The organism is Rothia sp. HMSC068E02, assembly GCF_001813565.1.
Classification (GTDB): Bacteria; Actinomycetota; Actinomycetes; order Actinomycetales; family Micrococcaceae; genus Rothia.
Map to the genome: position 1 here is coordinate 881,255 of NZ_KV812882.1, position 15,093 is coordinate 896,347.

16 protein-coding genes are annotated in these 15,093 nt (G+C 58.1%); 6 read left to right on the forward strand and 10 right to left on the reverse strand.

Features of this window, described 5'->3' with window-relative positions:
* Positions 1 to 162: 162 nt before the first annotated feature.
* The 6 genes from HMPREF2919_RS05145 to HMPREF2919_RS05170 all read right to left on the reverse strand — a co-directional run bounded on the left by HMPREF2919_RS05145 (position 163) and on the right by HMPREF2919_RS05170 (position 5,574).
* Positions 163 to 1,350 carry an LCP family protein gene (locus tag HMPREF2919_RS05145; RefSeq protein ID WP_070666625.1) on the reverse strand — a complete coding sequence of 396 codons (1,188 nt, stop codon included), beginning with the start codon at positions 1,348 to 1,350 and terminating at the stop codon, positions 163 to 165.
* A 327-nt stretch (positions 1,351 to 1,677) separates the two neighbouring features.
* Entirely contained in the window at positions 1,678 to 1,932 is a 255-nt protein-coding gene (locus HMPREF2919_RS05150; protein ID WP_005506069.1) for a type B 50S ribosomal protein L31, read from the reverse strand.
* 252 nt (positions 1,933 to 2,184) lie between these two features.
* Positions 2,185 to 3,063, reverse strand: a complete 879-nt coding sequence (locus HMPREF2919_RS05155; protein WP_070666627.1) for a TrmH family RNA methyltransferase — start codon at positions 3,061 to 3,063, stop codon at positions 2,185 to 2,187.
* Positions 3,060 to 3,848 (reverse strand): ABC transporter ATP-binding protein, encoded by a 789-nt coding sequence (locus HMPREF2919_RS05160; RefSeq protein WP_070666630.1) that lies wholly within the window; start codon positions 3,846 to 3,848, stop codon positions 3,060 to 3,062. Before HMPREF2919_RS05160 ends, HMPREF2919_RS05155 begins: the two co-directional genes overlap by 4 nt.
* A 193-nt stretch (positions 3,849 to 4,041) precedes the next feature.
* Positions 4,042 to 4,785, reverse strand: a complete 744-nt coding sequence (locus HMPREF2919_RS05165) for an SDR family oxidoreductase (protein WP_049353098.1) — start codon at positions 4,783 to 4,785, stop codon at positions 4,042 to 4,044.
* Positions 4,786 to 4,857: 72 nt separating this feature from the next.
* Positions 4,858 to 5,574: a beta-ketoacyl-ACP reductase gene (locus HMPREF2919_RS05170; RefSeq protein ID WP_049353099.1), complete on the reverse strand. Its 717-nt coding sequence runs from the start codon at positions 5,572 to 5,574 to the stop codon at positions 4,858 to 4,860.
* Positions 5,575 to 5,860: 286 nt separating this feature from the next.
* Between HMPREF2919_RS05170 and HMPREF2919_RS05175 the strand changes: the two genes are divergently transcribed.
* Positions 5,861 to 6,088, forward strand: a complete 228-nt coding sequence (locus tag HMPREF2919_RS05175) for a hypothetical protein (protein WP_049341258.1) — start codon at positions 5,861 to 5,863, stop codon at positions 6,086 to 6,088.
* A 186-nt stretch (positions 6,089 to 6,274) separates the two neighbouring features.
* Positions 6,275 to 7,003, forward strand: coding sequence for a metal-dependent hydrolase (locus tag HMPREF2919_RS05180; RefSeq protein WP_049353100.1), 729 nt, complete (start codon positions 6,275 to 6,277; stop codon positions 7,001 to 7,003).
* Positions 7,004 to 7,776: 773 nt separating this feature from the next.
* On the opposite strand, the gene abc-f is transcribed toward HMPREF2919_RS05180, so the two are convergent.
* Positions 7,777 to 9,375, reverse strand: a complete 1,599-nt coding sequence (abc-f, locus tag HMPREF2919_RS05185) for a ribosomal protection-like ABC-F family protein (protein WP_070666633.1) — start codon at positions 9,373 to 9,375, stop codon at positions 7,777 to 7,779.
* A gap of 291 nt (positions 9,376 to 9,666) precedes the next feature.
* On the opposite strand from abc-f, the gene HMPREF2919_RS05190 reads away from it, so the two are divergent.
* The 3 genes from HMPREF2919_RS05190 to HMPREF2919_RS05200 are packed head-to-tail and all read left to right on the forward strand — an operon-like array spanning position 9,667 to position 11,892.
* Positions 9,667 to 10,308 carry a biotin transporter BioY gene (locus tag HMPREF2919_RS05190; RefSeq protein WP_049347599.1) on the forward strand — a complete coding sequence of 214 codons (642 nt, stop codon included), beginning with the start codon at positions 9,667 to 9,669 and terminating at the stop codon, positions 10,306 to 10,308.
* 32 nt (positions 10,309 to 10,340) lie between these two features.
* Positions 10,341 to 11,228 carry an energy-coupling factor ABC transporter ATP-binding protein gene (locus HMPREF2919_RS05195; RefSeq protein ID WP_070543477.1) on the forward strand — a complete coding sequence of 296 codons (888 nt, stop codon included), beginning with the start codon at positions 10,341 to 10,343 and terminating at the stop codon, positions 11,226 to 11,228.
* Entirely contained in the window at positions 11,218 to 11,892 is a 675-nt protein-coding gene (locus HMPREF2919_RS05200; RefSeq protein WP_070666636.1) for an energy-coupling factor transporter transmembrane component T family protein, read from the forward strand. Before HMPREF2919_RS05195 ends, HMPREF2919_RS05200 begins: the two co-directional genes overlap by 11 nt.
* A gap of 79 nt (positions 11,893 to 11,971) precedes the next feature.
* On the opposite strand, the gene HMPREF2919_RS05205 is transcribed toward HMPREF2919_RS05200, so the two are convergent.
* Positions 11,972 to 12,826 (reverse strand): DUF4253 domain-containing protein, encoded by an 855-nt coding sequence (locus HMPREF2919_RS05205; RefSeq protein ID WP_070666639.1) that lies wholly within the window; start codon positions 12,824 to 12,826, stop codon positions 11,972 to 11,974.
* A 540-nt stretch (positions 12,827 to 13,366) separates the two neighbouring features.
* Between HMPREF2919_RS05205 and HMPREF2919_RS05210 the strand changes: the two genes are divergently transcribed.
* Positions 13,367 to 13,867 carry an HD domain-containing protein gene (locus HMPREF2919_RS05210; protein WP_070666642.1) on the forward strand — a complete coding sequence of 167 codons (501 nt, stop codon included), beginning with the start codon at positions 13,367 to 13,369 and terminating at the stop codon, positions 13,865 to 13,867.
* A gap of 79 nt (positions 13,868 to 13,946) precedes the next feature.
* Here the strand turns inward: HMPREF2919_RS05210 and HMPREF2919_RS05215 are convergent, their stop codons facing one another.
* Both HMPREF2919_RS05215 and HMPREF2919_RS05220 read right to left on the reverse strand, forming a co-directional pair.
* Positions 13,947 to 14,525 (reverse strand): Ltp family lipoprotein, encoded by a 579-nt coding sequence (locus HMPREF2919_RS05215; RefSeq protein ID WP_070666645.1) that lies wholly within the window; start codon positions 14,523 to 14,525, stop codon positions 13,947 to 13,949.
* A 234-nt stretch (positions 14,526 to 14,759) separates the two neighbouring features.
* Positions 14,760 to 15,089: a metal-sulfur cluster assembly factor gene (locus HMPREF2919_RS05220; protein WP_005506103.1), complete on the reverse strand. Its 330-nt coding sequence runs from the start codon at positions 15,087 to 15,089 to the stop codon at positions 14,760 to 14,762.
* Positions 15,090 to 15,093 lie beyond the last annotated feature (4 nt).

A 15,093-nucleotide genomic window follows, 5' to 3' on the forward strand; every position in this document is an offset into this window, starting at 1 on the left:
TCTCCCCTCAGAACATACGCACAAAGGGCGGCTACCCACCATTACGGTGAGGTAGCCGCCCTTTCACGTACCCTGTTTTCCCAGGAACGGTTAACTAGGAACGGTTAAACACAGCGGGGGTGAAAGCGCATACAAGCGTTCACCCCCGCAAGGAGTTAGATCTTAGTCCTGACCGTAAGTAGCCATGAACTGATCCATCGTGTCATTCTGCAGTGCGCTTGCCAGGTGGGCATTTGCAGCCTGGTTAACCAGAATGATTGACTGACCATCATAGGACCAACCCGGACCTGCGTTCGGAAGAGTGGTCATGCGCATCGTGGTGTCACCACTAGTCAGCACCGGAGCCGCAATCTGAGCAATCTGCGCTGCGTTTAGACCCTGGTCCACGCGCATATAGTCAGTCAGAGACTCGATAGAAGACTGGAAAGATGCCACGTTGCTCAACGCGCCCTTCGCCTTCATCGTGTTGTACAGACCGCGCAGGAACGCACGCTGGTTACGGACACGCTGGTAGTCGCCATCAGCGAAAGAGTAACGTTCACGAACAAAGCTCAGAGCGCCACTACCGTTGAGGTGCATCAGACCCGGAGTAAAAGTCCAGACATTACTGGTGAATGCGAAGGGAACCTGAACGTCCACGCCGCCAATAGCGTTCACGAGAGACTTGAAGCCTTCAAACTCAATCTCAGCCACGTGGTCGATCTTGACGCCCACCAAGTTCTCGATGGTAGCAACCTGCAGGGAAACACCGCCATAGTTCAGTGCTGCGTTCACCTTAGCCGTACCATATCCGGGAATATCAACCCAGGTATCTCGCATAATCGAGATGATGTACACGCCCTTGCCGTCAGCCGGGATGTGCATGAGCATAATGGTGTCTGCACGGGAACCGCTCACCAGAGCTGCATCAGCGCCGGTACGAGTATCGCTACCGAGCAGCAGGATATTCTTGCCGGGGCCCTTGATAACGCCGTAATTATAGCCGTTATCCAGGATACCGTCGCCGTCCTTATCGTGCTCGCTAGCGTTCGCTGCAAGAGCCGCGGCAGCATCGGAGCCGTTAGCGTTAGTGCCGTTCTTGCCAGTATCCGAGTTAGTCACGGTCGGAGCCTTCAGCTCCGTCACATTGAGCTTCTTAGCCTCGCCAAGCTGCTCCTTAATTTTACTGAGGTCTTCATCCACCTTAGTGATGGAGTCGAACTTCTCGGTCTTGCTATCCCAGGTGTGGCCAGCACGCCAGATAAAGAAACCAATACCGAGGGTAATAACCAGCAGAAGAATCAGCAGAATCAGCAGAATACGCTTGACCCATTTCTTCTTCTGCGACGGTTCAGAGTGAGCGTCGCCCATTAAGTTGTCCTTTGTTTGAGGTGGTGATACGCGAGGTGCGCGGCGCATCCAGCGAAGTCTCTAGAGTGCAGAGAGCCGGAAAATAACCCGCCGATATAGGGCGGTGCTGAAGGGCACAGAAAATGCACAGCTCGCAAAATACTTTCCCATTGTAACGCCGTCAGCGAGTCTACGCACCAGTGAACGAAAGGTTTTACATTACAACTTTCCTCACGTTCGCGCGAGCTATTCTGCGATGATTTGCAGAACGCACAATGCCCCGCCTCCCTGAAAACCAAGGAGAACGGGGCATTGATTTCGCTAAAAAGCAAAACCTGGAAAGAAGATTTACTTCTTACCGAAGTTGCCGAAGCGTGCGTTGAAGCGCTCGACGCGACCTGCGGAGTCCATGATGCGCTGCTTACCGGTGTAGAACGGGTGCGACTCGGACGAGATTTCAACCTCGACGATCGGGTACTCGTTGCCGTCTTCCCACTTCTCGGTCTTGTCCGAGGTCATGGTGGAACGGGTCAGGAAGACCTTGCCGGATGCGAGGTCGCGGAACAGAACCAGGTTGTAGTCCGGGTGGATTTCTGCCTTCATTGATTACCTTCTTCTGCTACTGGATTTTGCCAGTAGCCCTTATATAGATGGAGTAGGTTTTTCGATGTGCAGCTATCGAGAAAATCTCAGAGCGCATCACCATTGTGCACGCATAGGGCGCGCACAACCCATTAAGGGTACCACCTTCACGGATTAAATCCCAGTACGTTCCCTCACAGGCACCAACCTAGCTGCCGCAAGGGTACCCGAAGGAGGCGCTCACGCGGACTAAGAATCAGATGAGAACTCAGGTTATGAACGCGGGCGAGTCTCCCAGAACGCCACGGCGCTCGCCGCCGCAACGTTCAAAGAATCCACGCCGTGCGACATCGGAATCATGACCGTATCGTCACACGCTGCCAGGGTGCGCGGCGACAGTCCGTGCCCCTCCGTGCCCAGAATCAGTGCAAGCTTCTCATCCCGGCGAGCAGACAGCTCCTCCAGGGTCAGCGAGTCCTCCTCCAGCGCGAGCGCTGCGCTCTTAAAGCCCAGCTCGTGCAGGGTCTGCAGGTCGGCAGGCCACGACTCCAGACGAGCCCACGGCACCTGAAAAACGGTACCCATCGACACACGAATCGAGCGGCGGTACAGCGGATCAGCGCACCGCGGAGTCACCAGCACAGCATCCACGTTCAACGCGGCAGCCGAACGGAAAATCGCGCCCACATTCGTGTGGTCCACAATATCTTCCAAAATCGCCACGCGAGACGCACCCTGCAACAACTGCTCTAGAGGCTGCGGCGCAGGACGAGCCATCGCTGCCAACGCGCCACGGTGCAGGTGAAAACCGGTTACCTGCTCCAGCTGCTCCTCACTACCCACATACGCGGGAGTGTCAGGATGAGCGCGCAACACATCCGCCAAATCATCAGCCCACTTCTCGCTCATCAGGAAAGAAACGGGCTGATGGCCGGCAGCGAGCGCGCGACGAATCACCTTCGAGGACTCCGCAATGTAGATACCCCACTGCGGTTCCATGGCGCTACGGAGCTTCACATCGGTCAGCTGCGTGTAGTAGCGCAGAGCCTGCTCGGGTGCCTGCGCCAGAGCCGTGACCGACTCGATGGCGTAGACACGCTCGGCACGCTCAGCGATCTGTTCGGCGCTCAGCTGCTTCGGGGCACGACTCATGCGCGCTTGAACGCGGAGTAACGACCCGCGGGGGTCACGGTCAGAGCCAGGTCCATGTCGTAGGTTGCTGCGAGGTTCGCCTCGGTAATGGTGGACAGGATCGGGCCTGCAGCGACCACGCCGCCGTCACGGACCAGCAGGGCGTGGGTGAAGCCAGCCGGGATTTCCTCGAGGTGGTGGGTGATGAGCACGGTAGCCGGTGCGTAGGGGTCAGCGGCAAGCGCGGTCAGACGCTCGACCAGGTCCTCACGACCGGAAATGTCCATGCCTGCGCCGGGCTCGTCCAGCAGCAGCAGTTCGGGGTCGGTCATCAGTGCGCGAGCAATCAGCGCACGCTTGCGCTCGCCGTCGGAGAGGGAGCCGAAGGTGCGGTCAGCGAGGGTGTCGACGCCCCACTCAGCCAGCAGTTCGGTGGCACGCTCGTCGTCCATGACGTCGTATTCTTCCTTCCAACGACCGGACACAGCGTACGCTGCGGTCACGACAACGTCGGAAACCTTCTCGTTGGCGGGAATCTGGGTTGCCGAAGCACCGGAGGACAGACCAATGCGCGGGCGCAGGTCGAACACGTCAACAGCGCCGAGGGTCTCGTCAAGGATTTCAACCTCGCCGCTGGTCGGGTGCAGGCGAGCTGCCGCAATCGAAAGCAGAGTGGACTTACCGGCGCCGTTGGGGCCCAGAACAACCCAGCGTTCACCTTCGTTCACAGTCCAGGAAACGTCGTTGAGAATCTTGCGGCCGCCGCGAATCACGGAGACATTCTGAAGGTTGAGTACGGTGCTCATGGTTCTTCTTCCAGTGAGTTAGATGGATGGGATGCGCCCCCCCCTACCTCGCAACCTAGCCTGGTTGCCGGTGCAGTGAGCGCATAGTGCGCGGGTACCCCACATTGGGTTCCTCGCGCAAAGAATAAGGGGCTACAGGTGCCGCCACGGAAGGCGTGAGCGCATCCGTAACGGCACCTAAAGCAACAGAGTATTAGTCGATGAAGCCGCGTGCGCCACCGACCAGCTCAACGTGGCCGGTCTCAACGTCTGCGGTGACCATCTTCGCGATTTCCTGCGCGAACTCGTTGACGGTGTAAAGCTTGCCGGCGGTCTCGCGGCGCTGCTCAATAGCGCCGGGGTGCAGGCGGTTCAGCAGGGTTGCGGTGACGGTGCCTTCAATCATGTCAGCGGACACCACGACCAGGGAGATGCCCTTCTCGGAGAGTGCGGGAATCTCAGCAATTAGTGCGTCTTCGCCAGCGCGCTTGGACTCTGCAACGGGCTTGTACTCGTCCATGGTCTCAACTTCGCGGATGAAGTGTGCCTGGTGGCTGGTCACGAACACGATGCGTGCGCCCTCGGGCATCTTCTCTGCAGCCAGGCGTGCCAGGTTCAGCTGTGCGTCACGGTTCAGGCGCATTGCGTAGTCCTCACCCATGCCGGTCTCCATGCCGCCCGAAGCGTTCAGGATCAGGTAGTCCAGGGAGCCGAAGGTCTCCACTGCGGTGTTGACGAGGTTCTGCAGGTCCTCAGCCTTGGTCACGTCAGCCTGCACTGCAACTGCCTTGCCGCCAGCCTCTTCAATAGCCTTGACGATCTTGTTTGCGCGCGGTGCCTTGGAGCGGTAGTTCACCACAATGTTCGCGCCCTCAGCGGCGAGAATCTGTGCGGTGTCTGCGCCAACGCCGCGGGAGGAGCCGGTGATGATAATGGTCTTGCCGGTCAGCTGTGCCATAGTGTTATGTCCTTAGGTTTAGAAAGGGTGCGCCCATGCTCGGGCGCTTCATGCAGTCCGTACGGGGTGGGCTTAGTGGCCCATGCCCAGGCCGCCATCAACGGGGATGACAGCGCCAGAAATGTAGCTAGCTTCATCGGATGCGAGCCAGCGAATCACGCGAGCGACCTCTTCAGCCTCCGCGAAACGGCCAGCCGGGATGGATGCGAGGTAGTTCTTCTTGGTTTCCTCGGGCAGAACCTCGGTCATAGCGGTGTTAATGAAGCCCGGTGCCACCACGTTAGCGGTGATGTTACGGCCGCCCAGCTCGCGGGTGATGGAGCGTGCCATACCGACCAGTGCAGCCTTAGATGCGGAGTAGTTGACCTGGCCGGGGGAACCGTACAGACCCACCACGGAGGAAACCAGGATGATGCGGCCGCGCTTGAGCTTCAGCATGCCCTTGATAGCACGCTGAACCACGCGGAACGAACCGGTCAGGTTGGTGTCGATGACGTCGGTGAAGTCGGATTCCTTCATGCGCATCAGCAGCATGTCGCGGGTGATACCTGCATTGGCGACCAGTACCTCCACGGGGCCGAATTCTGCTTCAATTTCCTTGAAAGCTTCGTTAATGCTGTCGGCATCGCGTACATCTGCCTTGACGGCGAAAAATTCTTCGGGGGCTTCACCGCTACGGTAGGTGATGCAGACGTTGTGTCCTGCTGCCTGGAATTCCTTGGCAATTTCGTAGCCGATGCCTCGGTTGCCGCCGGTGACCAGCACGGTCTTGGGAGTGTTCTCGCTCATGAGCTTCCTTGATGAGTCGACCCCTCACGATCAGAGCCGATGCAGCGGCTACGCGGTTGGGGTGTGGACGGATGGACAGACAAACCCTATTTTACCGCGTTTTAGCGCAAAGGTGCCGCAGGCTACACTCCACTCTTGAACACTGAACACCTGCTCCTCTTCTTTTACATGCCTCATCGGACGCGTACACTATCTGAAGCGGAACAGCCCGCACCCCTTTTCTGCCCGGTCGCGCGGGCACGGAATAACACCGCACGTCGAGGCGCAATAGTAAGGATAAGAAGACATGGATCTGCTCGGTTCACTTTCTCAGGATGCACAGCCCGAGTACGCCAAGTGCTCCCGCAAGGGCTGCCAGCAGGCGGCAGAATTTCAGTTGCTCTGGAACAACCCGAAGGTGCACGCCCCCGAGCGCCGCAAGATCTGGTTGGCGTGCTCCGAGCACGTGGGCTGGCTGGAGAATTACCTGCGCGAGCGTGAGTTCTGGAAGCAGACTCTGCCCTTTAAGGGGTAGTGCCACTTGAGAGGTGATGCCGCTTGAGGTGGCTCCGCTTGAGTAATAACCCAGCCTATCGAAAGTAATTTCGATATATGCTATATTTGTTCTAATTAGTTCGAGTGAACATCCCGGCACCCAGGCAACCACACTCGCAGGGCAATCACACTCGCTGAGCAATCGCATTCAAGGAGGCACCTCCCCATGATGGGCTATTCGCACACCGTCAGCGCCGCAGCTGGCTGGCTAGTGCTCGTCGAGACGGGAGTGGTGCAGGTTCCCGATACCCCCACCCTCATCGTGACCGCCCTGGCGTGCGCCGGTGCGGGCATGCTACCGGATATTGACCACCACAACGGCAGTATCGCCAACTCCATCCCGCCTATTTCACGCTGGGTAGCACGCATTGTTGGGGCAGTCAGCGGCGGACACCGCAAGGGAACGCACTCCATTTTGGGTCTGGTAGCTTTCTGGGCAATTGCCTATTTCAGCGCCAACCTGAGCTACAACGGAATCCCCTGGGCTTCACTACTTCTTGCCGCATTCTCGGGCGGTCTGGCATTGCGCGTGCTCGGCGCACCGGGTGGATGGATCGGTGCCGTCGCCCTCGGGTACGCCGCCTACACGACTGATTCGCTGGCACTGCTCCCCTGGGCTATTTCGGTCGGCGCCACCATTCACCTGATTGGCGATCTACTGACAACCCGCGGACTGCTGCCCCTCTACCCCATTGTTATCAAACCCCTGGTGGCGTCCCCCCTATGGAAAAAGAGCGGCTACATGGCACTGCCTATTCTGGGCGATGCTGGCAGCGTACGCGAGAAGGCACTCGTTCTAACACTGACCGGGTACATCGCCTGGTACGCGGCAGCCATGATGGGCTTTACCGAATACCCTCTGCAAATGTTCGGACTGGGTATTCACGCCGCATAACTAAATTCTCACCGAGGACAGCAAAGCGCCCCGTCACTTCCCTACGGAAGCGGCGGGGCGCTTTTCTAATCCTTATCCCGACCTATCGGGGTGAGAGATTAAGCGTCCTGGATGGGCCAGAAGACGTCAACCTCAACGTTCTCTTCACCAGAGGTGGGGTACTTCTCGAACTCAGTGTTGTGCATTGGCAGTTCTCCTTCGTGAGCGGGCGGGAATCTCTTCTCCCCCGCGTTAGCTCACCATCGGTAGTGAGCCCTAATGTTTCGCATTTGCGTCCTCGCAATGGCGGGAACAGTTATAAGTCTACGCCCCACGCTTGTTGTGTTTCTACCATTTTTCCCACAATGTATGTAGAGACACATGAAAAATTCAAAAAGCCCACACAGACCCCCTGAAATATCGCCTGAGAGCTTTTCTTTCCCTCAGAAAAACCCACAAGGCAACATTATTTCCCGTCAAATACGCCGCAAGTTTCGTGTGTCAGAACCCACAGTTCCCATGCACAGGAACGCAATAACAGCACACACGCTCAGAAAACAATACAACCCCACGGGTCAGGTCACATTTTTCCGCACTATTCACGAAAAAAATACCGACAACATCTCCGCAACACATTTTCAGAACATAAAAAATACGCCCTGGACAATACGCCGCAAACAATACGCCCCGGACAATAAATCAACGCGCAATACACGCAAAGAGGCCCCGGCACCACACGGTACCGGAGCCTCCCCCGTACTTTTATGTCGGCTTTTATGTCAGCGGATAATGCTTTACGCCAGCGAAATCAAATCCTGGTAATCCTTCGACCACAAATCCTCCACCGCATCCGGCAGAAGCAGCACACGCTCAGGATCCAGCGCCTCCACGGCACCCTCATCGTGAGAAACCATCACGATAGCACCCTGGTACGCCTTCAACGCGTTCAGAATCTCCTCACGCGAGGCGGGGTCCAGGTTGTTGGTCGGCTCATCGAGCAGCAGCACGTTCGCGCTCGATGCCACCAGGGTCGCCAGGGACAGGCGGGTCTTCTCACCGCCGGAAAGCACACCGGCAGGCTTATCCACATCATCACCGGAGAACAGGAACGAACCCAAAATTGTACGCACGCGGGTGTCATCCAGATCCGGCGCGGCAGACTTCATGTTCTCAAAGACAGTGCGGTCACCATCAAGAATTTCGTGTTCCTGCGCAAAATAGCCCAGCTTCGCGCCGTGACCGTACACGACCTCACCCGTATCAGGCTCGGTGGAACCAGCCAGCATGCGCAGCAGAGTGGTCTTACCGGCACCATTCAAGCCCAGCACCACCACGCGCGAACCGCGGTCAATCGCCAAATCAACGTCCGTGAAAATCTCCAGAGAGCCATAGGACTTCGACAGGCCCTGGGCAGAGAGCGGAGTCTTACCGCACGGCGCCGGATCCGGGAAGCGAATCGCCGCAACCTTATCGCTCTGACGCTCCTCCTCCAGGCCGCGCAGAAGCTTCTCAGCACGCTTAATCATCTGCTGAGCAGCAACAGCCTTCGTCGCCTTCGCGCGCATCTTATTCGCCTGCTCCATCAGAGCATTCGCCTTCTTCTGCGCATTCGCACGCTCACGCTTGCGGCGGTGCTCATCCTGCTCACGCTGAGTCAGGTAGTTCTTCCAGCCCATGTTGTACTGGTCAATCACGCAGCGGTTCGCGTCCAGGTAGAAGACGCGGTTGACGACCAGCTCCATCAGGTCAACATCGTGGCTAATGACCATCAGGCCGCCCGAGAAGTTCTTCAAGAAGTCACGCAGCCACATAATGGAGTCAGCATCCAGGTGGTTGGTCGGCTCATCCAGCAGCATGGTGTCCGCATTGGAGAAGAGAATACGCGCCAGCTCCACACGGCGACGCTGACCACCCGACAGAGTAGACAGCGGCTGGGCGAGCACACGCTCCGGCAAGTCCAGGTTGGAGGTGATGACCGCCGCCTCCGACTCAGCCGCGTAGCCGCCACCGGCAATAAACTCAGCCTCAAGACGGTCGTAGCGGCGCATACCCTTAGCGCGCACCGCCGGGTCCTCACTCGCCATATCGTCCTGCGCCTGACGCATCTTGCGCGCCACACCATCCAGGCCACGCGCCGAAAGGATGCGGTCACGCGCCAGCTGGCTCATGTCATCCACCTTCGGGTCCTGCGGAAGGTAGCCGATAGTGCCACTGCGGGTCACCGTGCCGTCAGCGGGCAGGGTCAGACCGGCAAGCACCTTAGTCATAGTGGTCTTACCAGCACCGTTGCGGCCCACCAGACCAATCTTGTCGCCCTTATCGATGCGGAAGGTGACCTCTTCCATGAGCAGGCGCGCGCCTGCACGCAATTCGAGGTTCTGTACAGCAATCATGGGTGCCTTTCCGGATGGCGGTCTGGTGTGTGGGTTGATAGTGCTCGGTAGGCGGGATTCGCTGGGTTAGAAGCGGCGAGCGCGCAGAGCACCTCATCAATTTTAGTGCAGGTGTGCCGAGTGCGCATGTGGGGCACCTTTTGTTTTTGTGGTGTGCGGTGTACTATACATACCGGACACCATTCATAGAACATTGTTCAAAACTGGGTTGTGACAAGCAGTCAACCACCGCCACCCTCAACTCTGTAGAAAAATCTGCAGAGCAATACGTATCAAAGGAGTACCACCCCAATGACCGATTCCGTGCGCGAATCAGCCCAGGAACCCCAGGCAACTCAGGCACCGCGCCGTAACGTAGCGGCAAAGACCTCCCTCGCCACCGATCTCTCCCTCATCGCAGTGTTCGCGGGCTTCATCGCCGCGCTCGCCATCATGCCCGCCGTCAGCTTGGGCGGCGTTGCGGTTCCCTTCACCTTCCAGACCCTCGGCATTTACATCACCGCACAGGTGCTCGGCGGCAAGCGTGCCACCGCCTCCGTGGCGCTGTACCTGCTGGTTGGTTTCGCTGGCCTGCCCATCTTCGCTAAGGGCGGCGCCGGTTTGGGTACGCTCGCCTCCCCGAGTGCCGGCTACCTGCTCGGCTTCCTGCCCTTCGCCGCTATTGCCGGTACCCTCGCATACCTGCTCACCCGCAACACCCGTTCGGTTGGCGCGACCTTCCTTATGGCTCTGGTCGCGAACTTCTGCGGTTTTGTGGTTCTGACCGCCTGCGGTATCGCCGGTATGATGGTGAACGCCCACATGACTTTTGACGCCGCGTTCAGCGCGGCAATGGTATTCGTTCCCTGGGATCTGGTGAAGTCCACAATCGCGGTTCTGGTTGGTTTGTCGGTACGCCGCGCCTTCCCGTCCCTGGCTTCTGCCCAGCGTTAAAAGCACACAATGTGCCACACGAGAGGATAGCTATGTTTTTTCGCCGCTCCACGCGCCAGCCTGCACCGCAGCAGGTGCAAGGCGAGCAGGCGGTGAGCGCCTCTACCAGCATGCCCGCCCTTGAGCTTGAATCGGTGAGTGTTTTCACCGAGCTGCCCGAAGGCGGGCATCGCCGTATCCTCAAGGATGTGAGCCTGCAGTTCACGGCGAAGCGCACCGCAGTGCTGGGTCTGAACGGTAGCGGCAAGTCCACCCTACTGGGGCTTTTCAATGGGCTCACCCACCCGGATGAAGGTATTGTGCGCGTGAACGGTGTCGACACTCTGGAGACACCGAGCCGCGGCTCGATGGGCGCTCGCGGTCATTCGCAGGGCGCTTTTGAGGGCGTGGGCATGCTCTTCGCCCAGCCGGAGGCGCAGCTGATTATGCCCACCGTTGCCGAAGATATTGACCTGAGTCTGCGCCGTGCCGCCACCGTTGAAGGTAGTGCCCTCAGCGGTGAGCAGCGCCTCGAACGAATTCGTGAACTGCTCCGCGAGCGCGGCCTCGAACATCTTGAAAACCAGAGCGTTTTCACCCTCTCAGGAGGCGAAAAGCAGCTGGTCGCTCTCACCAGCGTGCTGGCGGCGCGCCCGCAGATTCTTCTGCTCGATGAGCCGACCACCCTGCTGGATTTGCGCAATCGCGCGCGGCTACTGAAGCATTTGGAGTCGCTGGATCAGATGCTGGTGCTCAGCACGCATGACCTGGATTTGGCGGCGTCCTGCGATGAAGCCGTGATTATTCATGACGGGCATATGCTTGCTCAGGGGGATGCTGCGCAGCTGGTGCAGCAGTACCGCACGTGGTGTGCCGAGGGGTTCCCCAACGAGGGTGCTACCGAAGGTCTGGATTCGGCAGGAGGCGCGCATGGGCGCTAACACGCCGCGCGTGAATCCTCGCCCCGCCTCTCAGGGCTCGGATTTCATCCCCGGTACTCTGCTGGTGGGTTTCTACCAGCCGTTGAACACGCCGGTGCATCGGGTGCCGCTATGGCTCAAGGGCACGCTCTTCTTTGGGCTGTTTCTGCTGTTGGCGGTGACCGGCTGGCAGGTGGCGCTGGTGGCTTTGGTTGCCTCCACGCTGTGCGCTCTATGGGCTGGCGTACCCGCCTCCCAGCTGTGGTTGGTGGTTCGCGCGCTGTCTCTGCTGCTACTGATCATGGTCGCTTATTACGTCTTCACAGGGCAGTACGCCTCCGGCGTGGATGCTATCGCGACTATGCTGACGGCTTTCTACGCGTCCCGCGCTCTGCTGGTGAGCACTCCCCTGCCGGTTCTGATTGATGGCTTTGTGAGGCTGTGTTCGCCGTTGCGTTTCGTGGGTCTTTCCCCAGAGCGTCTGGGTCTGCTGATTGCGTTGATGGTCCGGTCGATTCCGGCGCTCATGGACCGTTGGGGTGCGTTGCGCAGGGCGGCAGTGGCGCGTAACCTGCCCAAGCGCATGTATTGGCGGCTGCTGATTCCGTGGGTGGTGCAGGCGGTTGATTACGCGACGGCGACCGCTCGTGCTTTGCGGGCGCGGCACGTGGACGAGCTGAACTAGCGCAGATACGCGAGAGGGGCGGGGTGAACCGTGTAGGTTCATCCCGCCCCTTCGCTTTAACTCGCCTAGCTAGGCTGGTTTAGGGCGTTTCAATGAGGAGCACCGCCGGGAGCTGCTCCCACCACAGGTACCAGTCGTGCTGACCGTAGAGCGCCTCCACGAGCTTGTCGAAGCCGCGGTAGACACGCACCGGCATCGCCGAGGAAACCATCGTGTGCTCGACCGCCAGGATTTCGGCGTCGCGGCGGGTTGTGACCGGCACCGGCGTGTAGAACTCGATAAAGTCTGAGGCGATAACAGCCGGGTAGGCGTCGTCGCGTTCAAACCAGTAGCGGGCAATGGACAGCATCGCCTCGGGGCTGGGGCTGGAATCCCACCCGCCGAAGGGCAGGTAGGCGAATACCCCGGAGGCATCCCGCAGCGGCAGGTCCATAATCAGCAGTTCCGCGGCGCTGTCAATGTCGGTGGTTTTGACCTTCTCATTGATGATGCCGGCGGTCAGCTCAAAGGGGTACTCCGCTTTCAGGGGCGTGCCAATATCGTCTTCGCCGAGTTCGCCGTTTTCCATGAGGCGGCGGTAGGTCTGCAGGTAGGTGCTCTCGTTCAGGTGCCGGAACGCCTCGTGCGCGGCGACTTCTACACCGACTTGATCCAGGTAACGATGCTGGTCGGTGATGAGGTCGTGTGCGTACCGCTTGACGGTGTCGGCGGTGATGTCCTGCACTGGGGTTGAGGTACGCAGGGAGACGTTATTCTCAATGGTCCCGAGCAGGGTCGGGTCGAGGGCAACCACGATGGGGGTTGTTCCCCGGTTCTTGCCCTCGTAGAGGTGTTCGAGGTATCGCCGGTTAAGTTCGGCTCGTGGGGCGCCGTGGCGGATTCGCTCGTGTGGGTAGGGATACAAAGCGACGAAGCGCTCGTAGAGCTCTGCCATGGTGTTCTCCGATGTTTGGTTGCCCCCAGTTTATCGCGTATTTTCGCACAAAAATACGGGTTTTTGGAGGTTTTAGCAGGGCACGGAGGGCGTGTAATTTTTTCGTTTGATGAGTGTGTATCGGTGTGTGCTAAACACGCTTAAACTGCCTTTGTGTTGGGCGGTTTGCGTGCCTGTTTTCGCCAGAAAAAGTTAGAAATTTTTCGCCACCATGTGAGATTTTGGGCGAGTTACACCGGGCGGTGCCAAAGGGTGCGGCAGACACTTTCGCGGAGGTGCGGGGCGCCTCCTGCGGGTCGGTATCCGCTGCAGAACTCGGGTAGAACAGGCACCAAGTTCATGATTTACAGCCATAAAGCACCCTATTTTCTTCTTCTGCGCGTCATATTTGACGTATTAAGGGTGTTTCGGGCGAGTTCCGCCACAGCCACCCCACAGCTGGCGTAGAGTGTTGGTACCAGCTACCACCCGTGCCGCGTTGGTGCGGAAAACGTCGCTGGGACCATCAACTCGCAGGAGTTCAAACCAACGGAGGTTCTCATGTCGAATAACTACTACAAAGAGATGGTTCGCCTGGCAGACAGCATCGCTGATAAGGCGCATGAGGGGCAGACTGACCGTAACGGCTGGCCCTATATCTCCCACCCTCGCCGTGTGGCTCTTGGGGTACGTAAGCTTGCGTGTGAGTTGGCTGCCGCCACTGACCCCGATGTGTCTTTGGAGGAGCTGAAGGCTGAAGCGCAGATCGTGGCGCTGCTGCATGACACGGTGGAGGATACCGGCGTTTCTCTCGCTTTCTTGGCGCGTCACTTCTCGGCGCGTATTGTGGATGCGATTGATGCCTTGACCCGCCGCCCGGGTGAGTCGCGTGAGTCGTATCTGAGCCGGGTGCGTGTGAATGATTTGGCTCGTCTGGTGAAGCTTGCCGATATTGCGGATAATACTGACCCGCAGCGTTTGACGCTTCTGGAGGAGCCGACTCGTACCTGCCTCATGATCAAGTATGAGCACTCGCTGAAGCTGCTGCACCTGAACGACTAGGTTCAAAGCTGACAATATAGAAGCCGCCCGGTATGGAATGTGTTCCATGCCGGGCGGCTTCTATGAATCATCTATTGAATTAGCTCAGGTGAGAGACTGCGTAATCAGCTTCTTCCTCGGTGAAACCTTCAACGGAAGAAGTCAGCTGAGAACGGATTGCTTCAGGAGACATGTTCATCGTCTTCTGGTAGCTCTTTGCGCTCTCCAGGGCATTTGCGTTCCAGTCAGCCTTCATATTGTCCACAGCATACTGAGCAGCTTCAGGAGTGAACTTTTCGAATTCACTGGTGAGCTGGTCGTAGATACGCTGCTTGGACATGTGCATGGTGCGAGAATAAGACTCCGCCTTCTTCAAAGCAGACTTATATTCAGTGGGAACGCTGTTATCATTCTGCTTTGCGTTGGATTCCGCCCCAGCTACGGGAGAGGATTCAGTACCAGTTTTCTGAGAAGCCTCAGTAGTAGCAGCAGAAGAATCAACAGCTGCAGAAGATGAAGAAGCGCTCGCACTCGTAGACTTGCTGGAGCCGCCGCCCATCATCGAAGCGCAACCGCCAAGAAGAACAAGAATAACGAGAGTGATAAACCACCAACGGAGGTAGAAAGGCTTCTTCTTAACGTAGACAGAACCGTCCGCGGCAATAATCTTTTGTGCCATGATTTCCTTTCGGCATCCTCAAGCAACCATTGCATAAGGAGCCTAAATATGATGTGAGTGTATGATTCACAAGGAAATATACTTGACCCCCCCCATTGTCAAAGTGGCAAAAATTGGCGTTGCTCAGAACAAGCATTCACTGCTCGCATATCTGATATCGCATAAAAATGCCCGCCCGGTGCCGAAGGCATACACCTTCCGCACCGGGCGGGTACCTTATCTGCGGTCAGGAGCTTAGATGTTGAAGCCCAGCGCGCGCATCATATCGCGGCCGTCCTCAGTAATACGCTCCGGACCCCACGGCGGCATCCAAACCCAGTTCACACGCCAAGAATCAACCAGGTTATCCAGGTTGCTCTGAACTTGCTCCTCAATAACCTCCTGCAGCGGGCAGGCTGCGGTGGTCAGAGTCAGGTCCAGAATGAGGGTTCCATCCTCATCCCAGCGCAGACCGTAGAGCAGACCGAGGTCAACAATATTGACGCCGAGCTCCGGGTCAATGACCTCCTTGAGGGCTTCCTCAATCTCTTCCTGAGGAACACGACCCTGCACAGTCTCAGTCATAGTC

Coding starts and splice junctions, on each gene's coding strand:
- HMPREF2919_RS05175 (WP_049341258.1), top strand. CDS start 5,861: ATGGATCTGCTCGGTTCACTTTCTCAGGATGCACAGCCCGAGTACGCC.
- HMPREF2919_RS05215 (WP_070666645.1), bottom strand. CDS start 14,525: ATGGCACAAAAGATTATTGCCGCGGACGGTTCTGTCTACGTTAAGAAG.
- HMPREF2919_RS05155 (WP_070666627.1), bottom strand. CDS start 3,063: ATGAGTCGTGCCCCGAAGCAGCTGAGCGCCGAACAGATCGCTGAGCGT.
- abc-f (WP_070666633.1), bottom strand. CDS start 9,375: ATGATTGCTGTACAGAACCTCGAATTGCGTGCAGGCGCGCGCCTGCTC.
- HMPREF2919_RS05220 (WP_005506103.1), bottom strand. CDS start 15,089: ATGACTGAGACTGTGCAGGGTCGTGTTCCTCAGGAAGAGATTGAGGAA.
- HMPREF2919_RS05200 (WP_070666636.1), top strand. CDS start 11,218: ATGGGCGCTAACACGCCGCGCGTGAATCCTCGCCCCGCCTCTCAGGGC.
- HMPREF2919_RS05180 (WP_049353100.1), top strand. CDS start 6,275: ATGATGGGCTATTCGCACACCGTCAGCGCCGCAGCTGGCTGGCTAGTG.
- HMPREF2919_RS05160 (WP_070666630.1), bottom strand. CDS start 3,848: ATGAGCACCGTACTCAACCTTCAGAATGTCTCCGTGATTCGCGGCGGC.
- HMPREF2919_RS05150 (WP_005506069.1), bottom strand. CDS start 1,932: ATGAAGGCAGAAATCCACCCGGACTACAACCTGGTTCTGTTCCGCGAC.
- HMPREF2919_RS05170 (WP_049353099.1), bottom strand. CDS start 5,574: ATGAGCGAGAACACTCCCAAGACCGTGCTGGTCACCGGCGGCAACCGA.
- HMPREF2919_RS05210 (WP_070666642.1), top strand. CDS start 13,367: ATGTCGAATAACTACTACAAAGAGATGGTTCGCCTGGCAGACAGCATC.
- HMPREF2919_RS05165 (WP_049353098.1), bottom strand. CDS start 4,785: ATGGCACAGCTGACCGGCAAGACCATTATCATCACCGGCTCCTCCCGC.
- HMPREF2919_RS05190 (WP_049347599.1), top strand. CDS start 9,667: ATGACCGATTCCGTGCGCGAATCAGCCCAGGAACCCCAGGCAACTCAG.
- HMPREF2919_RS05205 (WP_070666639.1), bottom strand. CDS start 12,826: ATGGCAGAGCTCTACGAGCGCTTCGTCGCTTTGTATCCCTACCCACAC.
- HMPREF2919_RS05195 (WP_070543477.1), top strand. CDS start 10,341: ATGTTTTTTCGCCGCTCCACGCGCCAGCCTGCACCGCAGCAGGTGCAA.
- HMPREF2919_RS05145 (WP_070666625.1), bottom strand. CDS start 1,350: ATGGGCGACGCTCACTCTGAACCGTCGCAGAAGAAGAAATGGGTCAAG.